The following is a 12,684-nucleotide window of genomic DNA, read 5'->3' as shown; positions in this document are numbered from 1 at the left end:
TAAAATAGTGCGATGAACCGACTACCGGAACGCACCGCATCCGACCGGCCTTCGACTCGTGCCGAAGGCGCGGCGCCGTGCGCGCTCGACGATGCGGCGTTGACTGCGCTCGCCGCTCGCATCAGGGCGTGGGGGCGCGAATTGGGTTTCGGGGCGATCGGCATCAGCGACACCGATCTCTCGGATGCCGAAGCGGGCCTCGCCGCCTGGCTGGAAGCCGGATACCACGGCGAAATGGATTATATGGCCAAACATGGGATGAAACGCGCGCGGCCGGCCGAACTTGTGGCCGGTACGCGACGCGTGATTTCCGTGCGGCTCGCCTACCTGCCGGCCCAAACGCTCGCGGCCGACGCGCCCGGCGGCGAGCCCGGCGCGCTCGCGCCGCACGACTGGCGCGCGCGCGAACGGGCGCGGCTCGACGATCCGCGGGCGGCCGTCGTGTCGATCTATGCACGCGGCCGCGACTATCACAAGGTGCTGCGCAACCGGCTGCAGACGCTCGCGGAGCGCATCGAGCACGAGATCGGCGGGTTCGGCTACCGCGTGTTCACCGATTCGGCGCCCGTGCTCGAAGTCGAACTCGCGCAGAAGGCCGGGGTCGGCTGGCGCGGCAAGCACACGCTGCTGCTGCAGCGCGATGCCGGCTCGCTGTTCTTTCTCGGCGAGATTTACGTCGACCTGCCGCTGCCGACCGATGCGCACACGTCGCCCGACAGCGCACCCGAAACGCCCGGCGCGCACTGCGGCAGCTGCACGCGCTGCATCGACGCGTGCCCGACCGGCGCGATCGTCGAGCCGTACCGCGTCGACGCGCGCCGCTGTATCTCGTACCTGACGATCGAACTGAAAGGCAGCATCCCCGAGCCGCTGCGGCCGATGATCGGCAATCGCGTGTACGGCTGCGACGACTGCCAGCTCGTGTGCCCGTGGAACAAGTTCGCGCAGGCCGCGCCCGTCGCCGATTTCGACGTGCGGCACGGCCTCGATCGCGCGACGCTCGTCGAGCTGTTCGCGTGGGACGGCGAGACGTTCGATACGCGGATGCAGGGCAGCGCGATCCGGCGCATCGGCTATGAAAGCTGGCTGCGCAATCTCGCGGTCGGGCTCGGCAATGCGTTGCGCGCCGGCGCGGACCGGCTCGCGCCGTCGGCGCGCGACGCGATCGTGGCCGCGCTGCGCGCCCGCGCCGACGATCCGTCGCCGGTCGTGCGCGAGCATGTCGAATGGGCGCTGCGAGCGGCGTGAAGGCGGCGTAAAGTGTCGTCGGCGCGCGGGCAGGGCCGCGCGCATCCCGGTCAGGAGAAGGCAATGTTCAACGCAGTCATCGACGCGCCGTTCGGCAAGGTCGGCATCCGCACGGATGCCGCGGTGGTGCGCGAGATCGTCTATCTGCCCGAATCGATGAAGTCGGTCGATCCGGATTCGGCGCTCGCGAAGCGCGCGGTCGAGCAGATCGAACGTTATTTCGAGCGCGCATCGGCGCGTTTCGACCTGCCGCTCGCCGATGTCGGCAGCGCATTCCAGCACCGCGTGTGGGACGTGATCAGCGACATCCCGCCCGGGACGGTGCTGACCTACGGCCAGGTCGCGAAGCGGATCGGCAGTGCGCCGCGCGCGGTCGGCCAGGCGTGCGGCGCGAACTACTTCCCGCTCGTGATTCCGTGCCATCGCGTCGTCGCGGCGGGCGGCCTCGGCGGGTTCGCGAACCACGACGACAACGGCTATTACCAGCGAGTGAAGCGCTGGCTGCTGGCGCACGAGGGCGTGCCGTACCAATGAGCGAACCGATGATTTCCCCCGGCGCCGACAACGACACCGATGCCGTCGCGGCATCGCCCGCGCTGCTCGCGAGCCGCACGTCGATCGACGTATTCTGCGATGCGCTGTGGCTCGAGCACGGGCTCGCGCGCAACACGCTCGATGCGTACCGTCGCGACCTGGCGCTGTTTTCCCACTGGCTGGCCGCGATGCACGACGCGTCGCTCGACTCGGCCGACGAGGCGATGGTGACCGGCTACATCGCCGCGCGCAGCGACGGCAAGGCGACGTCGTCGAACCGGCGGCTGTCCGTGTTCCGCCGCTATTACGGCTGGGCCGTGCGCGAGCATCGCGCGAGCGCGGACCCGACGCTGCGGATCACGTCGGCGAAGCAGGCGGCCCGGTTCCCGTCGACGCTGTCCGAGGCGCAGGTCGAGGCGCTGCTCGGCGCGCCCGACATCGGCACGCCGCTCGGCCTGCGCGATCGCACGATGCTCGAGCTGATGTACGCGAGCGGGCTGCGCGTGAGTGAGCTCGTCACGCTGAAGACCGTCGAGGTCGGCCTCAACGAAGGCGTCGTGCGCGTGATGGGCAAGGGGTCGAAGGAGCGGCTCGTGCCGTTCGGCGAAGTCGCGCACGGCTGGATCGAACGCTACCTGCGCGATGCGCGGCCGGCGCTGCTCGGCGCACGCGCGGCCGATGCGCTGTTCGTGACCGCGCGCGGCGACGGGATGACGCGTCAGCAGTTCTGGAACATCATCAAGCGCCACGCACAGCAGGCCGACGTGCGCGCGCACCTGTCGCCGCATACGCTGCGGCACGCGTTCGCGACGCACCTGCTGAACCACGGCGCCGACCTGCGCGTCGTGCAGCTGCTGCTCGGCCACAGCGACATCTCGACCACGCAGATCTATACGCACGTCGCGCGCGAGCGGCTCCGGACGCTGCACGCGCAGCATCACCCGCGCGGCTGACGCGCGACGCGTCCGTCCGGCGCGGCGCGGGCGCCGATGCGGGCTGCGCCGCTGGCGCCCGCCGCGTCAGACCAGCTCGCGCAGCCGGTGCTTGAGCACCTTGCCGGTCGACGCGGCCGGCAGCGCATCGAGCACGCGGATGTGCGCGGGGCGTTTGTAAGCCGTGAGCCGATCCGCGCACCATGCGTGCAATGCCGCCTCGTCCGCCGCCGCGCCCGGCAGCAGCTCGACGAACGCGAGCACTTCCTCGTTGCCTTCGATCGCGCGGCCGATCACGGCCGCCTGCACGACGTCCGGATGCGCGTTCAGCACCTGTTCGACCTCGACCGGATACACGTTGAAGCCCGAGCGGATGATCAGCTCCTTGCTGCGGCCTGCGATCGTCACCGCGCCGTCCGCGTCCTGCCGCGCGAGATCCCCGGTGCTCAGCCAGCCGTCCGGCGACACGGCTGCGCGCGTCGCGTCCGCGTCGCGGTAGTAGCCGAGCATCACGTTCGGCCCGCGCACGCGGATCTCGCCGACTTCGCCCTGCGGCACGTCGGTGCCGTCCGGCGCGACGATCCGCATGTCGACGCCCGGGATCGGCACGCCGACCGAACTGTCCGCGCGCGGCGCGTCGAGCGGCGTCTGCGTGATCGTCGGGCTGCTTTCGGTCATCCCGTAGCCGTTGTGCAGCGGCACGCCGTACAGGCGCTCCACGCGGGCCTTCAGGTTCGCATCGAGCGGCGAGCCGCCCGAATACGCGAAGCGCAGCCGCGGCGCGCGCCAGGCGTGGCCGTGCGTGTGCAGGTGTTCGAGCAGCTTCGCGTGCATCGCGGGCACGCCCTGGAAGATCGTCACGCCTTCGTCGGCGAGCGCGACGCGCACCGCTTCCGGCGAAAAGCGCGGCGCGAGCCGCAGCGTCGCGCCTGCGTACAGGCTGCCGAGGCACACCGACGCGAGCCCGTACACGTGCGACACGGGCAGCACCGTGTAGACGACGTCGTCCGGCGACACGCGGCGCAGCGTGCTCGATATCGCCGCGATGAACAGCAGGTTGCGGTGCGACAGCATCACGCCTTTCGGCGTACCGGTCGTGCCCGTCGTATAGATCAGCGCCGCGCATTGCCCCGCGCCGTCGGCGGCCACCGGTTCGGCGGGCGCGCCCGCATCGACGCGATACGACCACGCGCCGATGTCGACCGGCAGCGCGCCGGCGGGCGTCGCGCCGAGCCGCTCGGCGTGGGCGCGTGCGTCGGCCGATGCGTCGGTCGTGAACGCGATCAGCTTCGGACGCGCGTGCGCGGCGATCGCGTCGAGCTCGGCCGCCGACAGCCGCGCGTTCGACACGAGCGCCCAGGCGTCGAGGCGCGCGGCCGCGAACAGCAGCACGATCTGCGCGACGCAGTTTTCCGCGACGATCATCACGCGGTCGCCGCCTTGCACGCCGAGGCGCGCGAGCCGCGCGGCCGCCGCGTCGACGGCCTGCGCCAGCTCGCCGTACGACAGCCGGCGCGCATCCTCGATCAGCGCCGGATGCGCGGGAGACTGCGCGGCCCGGTGCGCGGGCACGTCGGCGATGCGGCGCGGCAGCGCGGCGAGCAGCGCATCGACGTCGAGCGATTCGGATGAACGGATGGGCGAGGGCATGGCGTCTCCAGATGAGGGGCCGGCGGCGGCCGACGATATTTGCGAACGATCGTGCCATGAGGGCGGGCGCGCCACAATCAGCCAATCGGGCAATAGCGCTTCACGATGTTCGCAACGATGATGGGCATACGCGCGACGGCGAGGCGGCAGGCCGGCGGAAAACGGGCCGCGAGTATACCGTCGGCGCGGGCACGCCATCGCGCGCGCCGATCGTTCGCCATTAAAATGCCGCCATGAGCAAATCCAGACACGTGTCCGAAACCCCCGCGACCCAGTGGCTGCGCCGCCATGGCGTCGCCTTCGGCGAGCATCCGTACGAATACGTCGAGCACGGCGGCACCGGCGAATCGGCGCGCCAGCTCGGCGTCGACGAGCACAGCGTCGTGAAGACGCTCGTGATGGAAGACGAGCACGCGAAGCCGCTGATCGTGCTGATGCACGGCGACCGCACCGTGTCGACGAAGAATCTCGCGCGGCAGATCGGCGCGAAGCGCGTCGAGCCGTGCAAGCCCGAGGTCGCGAACCGCCATTCGGGCTATCTCGTCGGCGGCACGTCGCCGTTCGGCACGCGCAAGACGATGCCCGTCTACGTCGAGGCGACGATCCTCGAATTGCCGACGATCTACCTGAACGGCGGCCGGCGCGGCTACCTCGTCAGCCTCGCGCCGGCGGTGCTCACGTCGCTGCTCGGCGCGCGGCCCGTGCAGTGCGCGAGCGTCGACTGAGGGTTTCACCTTCGTGGCACCCCGCGCCCGTTCGGTAGAATGGGCGCCGTTTCGGCCTGCCGGCTCGCCGCGCACGGCCGTCCCTTTCCCGATACGTTGAAAGAAGAGTCCTCCGCATGCAGATCCTGCTCGCCGCCCTCGTTGCCTACCTGATCGGTTCGGTGTCGTTCGCCGTCGTCGTCAGTTCCGTGATGGGCCTGGCCGACCCGCGTTCGTACGGATCGAAGAATCCCGGCGCGACCAACGTGCTGCGCAGCGGCAACAAGAAGGCCGCGATCCTGACGCTCGTCGGCGACGCGTTCAAGGGCTGGATCGCGGTCTGGCTCGCCCGGCGCTTCGGCCTGCCCGACGTCGCGGTGGCATGGGTCGCGATCGCCGTGTTCCTCGGCCACCTGTACCCGGTGTTCTTCCGCTTCCAGGGCGGCAAGGGCGTCGCGACCGCGGCCGGCGTGCTGCTCGCCGTGCACCCGGTGCTCGGGCTCGCGACCGCGCTGACCTGGCTGATCGTCGCGTTCTTCTTCCGCTATTCGTCGCTCGCCGCGCTGGTGGCGGCCGTATTCGCGCCGGTGTTCGACGTGTTCCTGTTCGGCATGCCGGGCCACAACCCGATCGCCTGGGCCGTGCTCGCGATGAGCGTGCTGCTCGTGTGGCGTCATCGCGGCAACATTTCGAAGCTGCTCGCGGGGCAGGAGAGCCGGATCGGCGACAAGAAGAAGGCGGCCGCGGACGGCGGTGCGCAGGACGGCGGGAAGGCCTGAGAACGCGCGGCGCTGGCCGCGCGCCGGGCGCGCCGCGTGTGCGGGGCCCGGCCGGATGACCCGACGCGGCGGTTGCCGGTCAGTCGCGGAAGTTGTTGAAGTCGAGCGGCGTGTCGGTCACGTCCTTGCGCAGCATCGCGATCGTGCTCTGCAGGTCGTCGCGCTTCGTGCCCGAGATGCGCACCGCGTCGCCCTGGATGCTCGCCTGCACCTTGATCTTGCTGTCCTTCACGAGGCGCACGATCTTCTTTGCCAGGTCGCCCGTCACGCCCTTCTTCACGGTGACGATCTGCTTGACCTTGTCGCCGCCGATCTTCTCGACCTTGCCGTAGTCGAGGAAGCGCACGTCGACGTTGCGCTTGGCCAGCTTGCCGATCAGCACGTCCTTGACCTGGCCGAGCTTGAAATCGTCGTCGGCGAACAGCGTCAGCTCGCGTTCCTTCTGCTCGACGCGCGCGTCGGAGCCCTTGAAGTCGAAGCGCGTCGAAATTTCCTTGTTCGACTGCTCGATGGCGTTCTTCACTTCGATCATGTTCGCTTCGGAAACGACGTCGAACGATGGCATGGCATTCTCCCTTGAGATGCGGGCACCCGGCTCGCGCGCGGGCACTCGCTATAATTGCGGACTATTTGCCATTTTACCGATGCCCCTCCGTTTGCCCAAGGCCAGCCATGCGCCGCCCGGGCCGACGTGACCGCGAATGCCGATGCCTCCTGACGATTCCGCCTTGTCGCTGCTTCCCGACCATCCGCTCGCCGCGCACAACACGTTCGGCATCGCCGCGCGTGCGCGCTTCGCCGCGCGCATCACGCAAGCGGCGCAATTCGAGGCGCTGCATCGCGACCCGCGGGTCGCGAGCCTGCCGCAACTCGTGCTCGGCGGCGGCAGCAATATCGTGTTCACGCGCGATTTCGACGGCGTCGTGCTGCTCGACGAGATCGCCGGCCGCCGCGTCGTGCGCGAGGACGACGACGCGTGGTACGTCGAGGCCGGCGGCGGCGAGAACTGGCACGCGTTCGTCGCGTGGACGCTCGAGCGCGGGATGCCGGGCCTCGAGAATCTCGCGCTGATCCCGGGCACCGTCGGCGCCGCGCCGATCCAGAACATCGGTGCGTACGGCCTCGAGATGAAGGCGTATTTCGATTCGCTGATCGCGGTCGAGCTGGCGACCGGACGTAGCGAGCGCTTCGACGCCGCGCGCTGCGCGTTCGGCTATCGAGACAGCTTCTTCAAGCGGGAAGGGCGCGGCCGGTTCGCGATCGTCGCGGTGACGTTCCGGCTGCCGAAGCAATGGACGCCGCGGCTCGGCTATGCGGACGTCACGCGCGAGCTCGACGCGCGCGGCATCGCGCCCGATGCGGCGACGCCGCGCGACGTGTTCGATGCGGTCGTCGCGATCCGTCGCGCGAAGCTGCCCGATCCGCTGGTGCTCGGCAATGCGGGCAGTTTCTTCAAGAATCCGGTGATCGACGCCGCGCAGTTCGATGCGCTGCGCGCCCGCGCGCCGGAGGTCGTGTCGTATCCGCAACCGGACGGGCAGGTGAAGCTCGCGGCCGGCTGGCTGATCGACCGCTGCGGCTGGAAGGGGCGCGCACTCGGGGCGGCGGCCGTCCATGACCGCCAGGCGCTCGTGCTCGTCAATCGCGGCGGCGCGACCGGCGCCGAGGTGCTGGCGCTGGCGCGGGCGATCCAGGCTGACGTGCGCGCGCGGTTCGGTGTCGAGCTGGAGGCGGAGCCGGTCTGCCTGTAACGGCGCGCGCCGGTTTTTGGCGCGCCCAAACGAAAAGCGCCGATCGTCGACCGGCGCTTTTTTACGCGTGTGCGTTGCCGCGCGTCAGTGCTTGAGGCGGCCGAGCAGCAGGAACTCCATCAGCGCCTTCTGCACGTGCAGGCGGTTTTCCGCTTCGTCCCACACGACGCTCTGCGGGCCGTCGATCACGCCGGCCGTCACTTCCTCGCCGCGGTGCGCGGGCAGGCAGTGCATGAACAGGGCGTCCGGATTCGCATGGCCCATCATTTCCTCGTCGACGCACCAGTCGGCGAATGCCTGCTTGCGCGCCTCGTTCTCGGCCTCGAAACCCATGCTCGTCCACACGTCGGTCGTCACGAGATCGGCGCCCTTGCACGCTTCGTTCGGATCGTCGAACACTTCGTAGAAGGGCGCGCTGTCGGGCGACACGAGCTTCATGTCGAGCGCATAGCCGGGCGGGGTGGACAGGCGCAGCTTGAAGCCGAGGATCTGCGCCGCCTCGATCCACGTGTACAGCATGTTGTTCGCGTCGCCGACCCACGCGACGGTCTTGCCGGCGATCGGGCCGCGGTGCTCGTAGTACGTGAAGATGTCGGCGAGCACCTGGCATGGATGGTATTCGTTCGTCAGCCCGTTGATCACCGGCACGCGGGAATTTTGCGCGAAGCGCGTGATCACGTCCTGTTCGAACGTGCGGATCATGATGATGTCGACCATTCGCGAGATGACCTGCGCGGAATCCTCGACGGGTTCGCCGCGGCCGAGCTGCGTGTCGCGCGTGCTCATGAAGACGGCGTGGCCGCCGAGCTGGAAGATCCCGGCCTCGAACGACAGGCGCGTGCGCGTCGAGCTCTTCTCGAAGATCATCGCGAGCGTGCGGTCGTGCAGCGGGTGATAGGTCTCGTAGTTCTTGAACTTGCGCTTCAGGATACCCGTGCGTTCGAGCACGTACTCGTAGTCTTCCAGCGAGAAATCCTTGAACTGCAGGTAGTGACGAATGGTTTTGGCGGTCATGAAACGAAATACGGCGGGTCTCACCCGGCAGCGAGGCCGGACGGCGCCGCCGTCGGGTGTGGATAACTCAAAGCAGCATAAAGGATTTTCTGTGCTTTGACGAGCCGTGGAGCGACGCGGGGCAGGATTGCCGCGCGCGACCGGCAGTGCGGGAGGCGGGCGTCGGGACGCCGCGCAATGGCGCGCTGCGGTATAATTCAAAAGTTTTCTCCAGCCCGGCAGGCAAGGCTTTTCGCGCTCTGCCGGACACAAGCCGTGCGCTGCACAAATCCTGTGCAGTCCACCGGCGGCGCGCATCGACGCTCCGTTTTCGGGATATCGATCGGCGCGTGCGGCCGACCCTCCAGCTTTGTGTTCGCGTATCCAGGCGCCGTTGCCTGGACATCGCCGGGCCGTCACTTGGGTAACCACATGGCTGAAACCCCTCCGACCGAATTTTTCATCCAGGGCATCACGAAAGACGGGAAAAAGTTTCGCCCGAGCGACTGGTCGGAACGTCTGGCCGGTGTGATGGCCTGCTTCGGGCCGGGGGCGAGCGGGCCGAATGCGCGTCTCAAGTATTCGCTGTACGTGCGCCCGACGATGCTCGGCGACCTCAAATGCGTGATCCTCGATTCGCGGTTGCGCGACATCGAGCCGATGGCTTTCGATTTCGTGCTGAATTTCGCGAAGGACAACAACCTCGTCGTGACCGAGGCGTGCGAACTGCCGGACTACAACACGAAGAAATGAGTGATGCCGATGGGCGAGGGCACGTGTTGCGCTCGCCGTCAGGCAAGTCAGTGCCGCCGCCGCGCACGATGCGCCGGCGGCAGGCAACGAAAAAGCCCGCCTAGGCGGGCTTTTTCGTGATCGCAGGAAACAGGAACGCCCGCCTGAGCGGGCGCACCGGAGTTACGCTGCTGCCTGCAGGCCCTTGACGGCTGCGGCCAGGCGGCTCTTGCTGCGAGCGGCCTTGTTCTTGTGAACGATCTTCTTGTCGGCGATCGTGTCGATCGTCTTCACGGCAGCCTTGAACAGCTCGGCAGCCTTTGCCTGGTCGCCGGCTTCAACAGCCTTGCGAACCGACTTGATCGCGGTACGGAATTTCGAGCGCAGCGCCGAGTTGTGCGAGTTTGCCTTCGCGGCCTGGCGGGCGCGCTTGCGTGCTTGTGCGGAGTTAGCCATGACGGTTCCTTATCCTGTCCTGTTTCCAGAGCTTGGAGCCTGACGGCCAAGCGCTGCTTTTCGATCCGTCCCCTGAGAACGATTGCCCAGGGGCGCATAAAAAAACGGTGATTTTAACCGAGGCCGGGACATGAAAACGGCAGTTGCCGTGCATGTACGAGCCCAGAAACCGGCGATTATAGCAACAAAATCAAGCGAGTGGCAAGTTCGACGTAACGCCCGCCGGGCGGGGCGCCGGCGGTGGCGGCGCTTTTCGGCATCGGCCCATGGCCGGGTCGCGCAACGTCCGTATAATAAGCGCCCCATGAATCTATTCCGAGCCCTCCTGACGGTCAGCGGCTTCACGCTGCTGTCGCGCGTGACCGGACTGGCCCGCGAGACGCTGATCGCCCGTGCGTTCGGCGCCAGTCAATACACCGACGCGTTCTACGTCGCCTTCCGTATCCCGAACCTGCTGCGCCGCCTGTCCGCCGAAGGCGCGTTCTCGCAGGCGTTCGTGCCGATCCTCGCCGAGTTCAAGAACCAGCAGGGGCACGATGCGACGAAGGCGCTCGTCGACGCGATGTCCACCGTGCTCGCGTGGGCGCTGGCCGTGCTGTCGGTCGTCGGTATCGCCGGCGCGTCGTGGGTCGTGTTCGCGGTCGCGTCCGGCCTGCACGCCGACGGCCAGGCGTTCCCGCTCGCGGTCACGATGACGCGGATCATGTTCCCGTACATCGTGTTCATTTCGCTGACCACGCTCGCGTCGGGCGTGCTGAACACGTACAAGAGCTTCTCGCTGCCCGCGTTCGCGCCGGTGCTGCTCAACGTCGCGTTCATCGCCGCGGCCGTGTTCGTCGCGCCGCACCTGAGGGTGCCGGTCTACGCGCTTGCATGGGCGGTCATCGTCGGCGGCGTGCTGCAGTTTCTCGTCCAGTTGCCGGGCCTGAAGAAGATCGACATGGTGCCGCTGATCGGCGTCAACCCGCTGCGCGCGCTGCGTCATCCGGGCGTGAAGCGCGTGCTCGCGAAAATGGTGCCGGCGACGTTCGCGGTGTCCGTCGCGCAACTGTCGCTGATCATCAACACCAACATCGCGTCGCGGCTCGGACAGGGCGCCGTGTCGTGGATCAATTACGCCGACCGCCTGATGGAATTCCCGACCGCGCTGCTCGGCGTCGCGCTCGGCACGATCCTGCTGCCCAGCCTGTCGAAGGCGCACGTCGACGCCGATTCGCACGAGTATTCGGCGCTGCTCGACTGGGGGTTGCGCGTCACGTTCCTGCTCGCGGCGCCGAGCGCGCTCGCGCTGTTCTTCTTCGCGACGCCGCTTACCGCGACGCTGTTCAACTACGGCAAGTTCGACGCGCATACCGTCACGATGGTCGCGCGCGCGCTCGCGACCTACGGGATCGGGCTCGTCGGCATCATCCTGATCAAGATCCTCGCACCGGGCTTCTATGCGAAACAGGACATCAAGACGCCGGTGAAGATCGCGGTCGGCGTGCTGATCGTCACGCAGCTGTCGAACTACGTGTTCGTGCCGCTGATCGGCCACGCGGGCCTCACGCTGAGCATCGGCGTTGGCGCGTGCCTGAATTCGCTGCTGCTGTTCCTCGGGCTACGCAGGCGCGGCATCTACCAGCCGTCGCCGGGCTGGCTGCGCTTCTTCGTGCAGCTCGTCGGCGCGGCGCTCGTGCTCGCGGGCCTGATGCACTGGTGCGCGATCAGTTTCGACTGGACCGGCATGCGCGCGCAGCCGCTCGATCGCATTGCGCTGATGGCGGCGTGCCTCGTGCTGTTTGCTGCACTATATTTCGGTATGTTGTGGGTGATGGGCTTCAAATACGCTTACTTCAGAAGGCGCGCCAAGTGACGACCGCAATGACCCGCGTCCTCGACTACTTCAGCACGCTCGTGGCGGACGACGACAGTCTGCCCGTCACGGAAGCCGCGCTGTCGCTGGCGCAGGACGCGTATCCCGACCTCGACCTGCAGGGCACGCTGGCCGAACTCGACATGCTGGCGGCGCGGCTGCGCCGGCGGCTCGCCGACGATACGGACCTGAAGGGCCGCGTCGCCGCGCTGAACGACTTCTTCTTCCGCGAACTCGGCTTCGCGTGCAATCACAACGATTACTACGACCCCGATAACAGCCACCTGAACGCCGTGCTGAAACGGCGGCGCGGGATCCCGATCTCGCTGTCGGTGCTGTACCTGGAGCTCGCCGAGCAGATCGGCGTGCCGGCGCGCGGCGTGTCGTTTCCCGGCCATTTCCTGCTGCGCGTGACGCTGCCGGACGGCGACCTGATCATCGATCCGACCAACGGCCATTCGCTGTCCGAAGCCGAGATGGTCGAGATGCTCGAGCCGTACGTCGCGCGGGCGGCCGGCGCCGTCGACAGCGCGTTGCGCGCGCTGCTGCAGCCGGCGACGAGCCGCGAGATCATCGCGCGGATGCTGCGCAACCTGAAGACGATCTATCTGCAGACGGAGCGCTGGCAACGGCTGCTCGCGGTGCAGCAGCGGCTCGTGATCCTGTTGCCCGAGCAGCTCGACGAGGTGCGCGACCGCGGCTTCGCGTATGCGCGGCTCGACTATCTGCGTCCCGCGCTCGAGGATCTCGAGCAATATCTCGGCGAGCGGCCCGAGGCGGAAGACGCGACCGTCGTCGAGTCGCAGGTCAGCGAATTGCGACAGCGGATGCAGCGCGACGGCGAGGATTGAGCGCGCCGGCACGCCATTGCTCGCACACGGAAAGAACGCCCGCATCGCGGGCGTTTTTCTTGTGCGCGCGCCGTCGTTACTTCGGCTGCATCCGGATCGTGCCGTCCCTGCGAATCACTTCGCCGTCGAGCATCGGACGCTTGCGGCGGCGACACGCGCCCGCGCGTGCACATCACGGCAGGCGAAAAAAAAGCCGCCC

At 68.0% G+C, this 12,684-nt stretch carries 13 protein-coding genes; 9 read left to right on the top strand and 4 right to left on the bottom strand.

Features of this window, described 5'->3' with window-relative positions; all coding sequences use genetic code 11:
- The first annotated feature begins 12 nt into the window (after positions 1-12).
- The 3 genes from queG to xerD all read left to right on the top strand — a co-directional run bounded on the left by queG (position 13) and on the right by xerD (position 2,735).
- Positions 13-1,248, top strand: coding sequence for a tRNA epoxyqueuosine(34) reductase QueG (gene queG / locus CFB81_RS13255; protein ID WP_069621265.1), 1,236 nt, complete (start codon positions 13-15; stop codon positions 1,246-1,248).
- A 63-nt stretch (positions 1,249-1,311) separates the two neighbouring features.
- The gene (locus tag CFB81_RS13250; RefSeq protein WP_069621266.1) at positions 1,312-1,782 is read left to right on the top strand and encodes a methylated-DNA--[protein]-cysteine S-methyltransferase; all 471 of its coding nucleotides are present in this window, start codon (positions 1,312-1,314) and stop codon (positions 1,780-1,782) included.
- On the top strand, positions 1,779-2,735 hold the full coding sequence (gene xerD / locus CFB81_RS13245) for a site-specific tyrosine recombinase XerD (RefSeq protein ID WP_089435527.1): 957 nt from the start codon (positions 1,779-1,781) through the stop codon (positions 2,733-2,735). Before CFB81_RS13250 ends, xerD begins: the two co-directional genes overlap by 4 nt.
- A gap of 66 nt (positions 2,736-2,801) precedes the next feature.
- On the opposite strand, the gene CFB81_RS13240 is transcribed toward xerD, so the two are convergent.
- Positions 2,802-4,364, bottom strand: coding sequence for a class I adenylate-forming enzyme family protein (locus tag CFB81_RS13240; protein WP_089435526.1), 1,563 nt, complete (start codon positions 4,362-4,364; stop codon positions 2,802-2,804).
- Between the two features lie 233 nt (positions 4,365-4,597).
- On the opposite strand from CFB81_RS13240, the gene ybaK reads away from it, so the two are divergent.
- The gene (gene ybaK / locus CFB81_RS13235) at positions 4,598-5,089 is read left to right on the top strand and encodes a Cys-tRNA(Pro) deacylase (protein WP_069621269.1); all 492 of its coding nucleotides are present in this window, start codon (positions 4,598-4,600) and stop codon (positions 5,087-5,089) included.
- Between the two features lie 116 nt (positions 5,090-5,205).
- Complete coding sequence (gene plsY, locus CFB81_RS13230; protein WP_089435525.1) at positions 5,206-5,847, top strand: glycerol-3-phosphate 1-O-acyltransferase PlsY; 642 nt, start codon at positions 5,206-5,208, stop codon at positions 5,845-5,847.
- A gap of 79 nt (positions 5,848-5,926) precedes the next feature.
- Here plsY and CFB81_RS13225 read toward each other — a convergent pair whose 3' ends face one another.
- Complete coding sequence (locus tag CFB81_RS13225; RefSeq protein ID WP_006482217.1) at positions 5,927-6,412, bottom strand: YajQ family cyclic di-GMP-binding protein; 486 nt, start codon at positions 6,410-6,412, stop codon at positions 5,927-5,929.
- Between the two features lie 136 nt (positions 6,413-6,548).
- Here CFB81_RS13225 and murB point away from each other — a divergent pair, with 136 nt between their 5' ends.
- On the top strand, positions 6,549-7,598 hold the full coding sequence (gene murB / locus CFB81_RS13220; protein ID WP_089435524.1) for a UDP-N-acetylmuramate dehydrogenase: 1,050 nt from the start codon (positions 6,549-6,551) through the stop codon (positions 7,596-7,598).
- Between the two features lie 84 nt (positions 7,599-7,682).
- Here murB and argF read toward each other — a convergent pair whose 3' ends face one another.
- On the bottom strand, positions 7,683-8,612 hold the full coding sequence (gene argF / locus CFB81_RS13215) for an ornithine carbamoyltransferase (protein WP_006482207.1): 930 nt from the start codon (positions 8,610-8,612) through the stop codon (positions 7,683-7,685).
- Between the two features lie 411 nt (positions 8,613-9,023).
- Here argF and CFB81_RS13205 point away from each other — a divergent pair, with 411 nt between their 5' ends.
- The gene (locus CFB81_RS13205) at positions 9,024-9,344 is read left to right on the top strand and encodes a DUF3579 domain-containing protein (protein WP_011546046.1); all 321 of its coding nucleotides are present in this window, start codon (positions 9,024-9,026) and stop codon (positions 9,342-9,344) included.
- Positions 9,345-9,506: 162 nt separating this feature from the next.
- On the opposite strand, the gene rpsT is transcribed toward CFB81_RS13205, so the two are convergent.
- The gene (gene rpsT / locus CFB81_RS13200) at positions 9,507-9,779 is read right to left on the bottom strand and encodes a 30S ribosomal protein S20 (protein WP_006482211.1); all 273 of its coding nucleotides are present in this window, start codon (positions 9,777-9,779) and stop codon (positions 9,507-9,509) included.
- Between the two features lie 304 nt (positions 9,780-10,083).
- On the opposite strand from rpsT, the gene murJ reads away from it, so the two are divergent.
- Complete coding sequence (gene murJ, locus CFB81_RS13195; RefSeq protein WP_089435523.1) at positions 10,084-11,634, top strand: murein biosynthesis integral membrane protein MurJ; 1,551 nt, start codon at positions 10,084-10,086, stop codon at positions 11,632-11,634.
- Positions 11,635-11,642: 8 nt separating this feature from the next.
- Positions 11,643-12,485 (top strand): SirB1 family protein, encoded by an 843-nt coding sequence (locus CFB81_RS13190; protein ID WP_011546044.1) that lies wholly within the window; start codon positions 11,643-11,645, stop codon positions 12,483-12,485.
- Positions 12,486-12,684 lie beyond the last annotated feature (199 nt).

The organism is Burkholderia sp. AU28863, from assembly GCF_002223195.1.
GTDB lineage: Bacteria > Pseudomonadota > Gammaproteobacteria > Burkholderiales > Burkholderiaceae > Burkholderia > Burkholderia sola.
The sequence above is the reverse complement of the archived record's forward strand: the minus strand, read 5'-3'. Positions and strand labels throughout refer to the sequence as shown.

Bases quoted from the DNA above. Each gene is read 5' to 3' on its own strand.
- queG (WP_069621265.1), top strand. From the start codon at position 13: ATGAACCGACTACCGGAACGCACCGCATCCGACCGGCCTTCGACTCGT.
- CFB81_RS13250 (WP_069621266.1), top strand. From the start codon at position 1,312: ATGTTCAACGCAGTCATCGACGCGCCGTTCGGCAAGGTCGGCATCCGC.
- xerD (WP_089435527.1), top strand. From the start codon at position 1,779: ATGAGCGAACCGATGATTTCCCCCGGCGCCGACAACGACACCGATGCC.
- CFB81_RS13240 (WP_089435526.1), bottom strand. From the start codon at position 4,364: ATGCCCTCGCCCATCCGTTCATCCGAATCGCTCGACGTCGATGCGCTG.
- ybaK (WP_069621269.1), top strand. From the start codon at position 4,598: ATGAGCAAATCCAGACACGTGTCCGAAACCCCCGCGACCCAGTGGCTG.
- plsY (WP_089435525.1), top strand. From the start codon at position 5,206: ATGCAGATCCTGCTCGCCGCCCTCGTTGCCTACCTGATCGGTTCGGTG.
- CFB81_RS13225 (WP_006482217.1), bottom strand. From the start codon at position 6,412: ATGCCATCGTTCGACGTCGTTTCCGAAGCGAACATGATCGAAGTGAAG.
- murB (WP_089435524.1), top strand. From the start codon at position 6,549: ATGCCGATGCCTCCTGACGATTCCGCCTTGTCGCTGCTTCCCGACCAT.
- argF (WP_006482207.1), bottom strand. From the start codon at position 8,612: ATGACCGCCAAAACCATTCGTCACTACCTGCAGTTCAAGGATTTCTCG.
- CFB81_RS13205 (WP_011546046.1), top strand. From the start codon at position 9,024: ATGGCTGAAACCCCTCCGACCGAATTTTTCATCCAGGGCATCACGAAA.
- rpsT (WP_006482211.1), bottom strand. From the start codon at position 9,779: ATGGCTAACTCCGCACAAGCACGCAAGCGCGCCCGCCAGGCCGCGAAG.
- murJ (WP_089435523.1), top strand. From the start codon at position 10,084: ATGAATCTATTCCGAGCCCTCCTGACGGTCAGCGGCTTCACGCTGCTG.
- CFB81_RS13190 (WP_011546044.1), top strand. From the start codon at position 11,643: ATGACCCGCGTCCTCGACTACTTCAGCACGCTCGTGGCGGACGACGAC.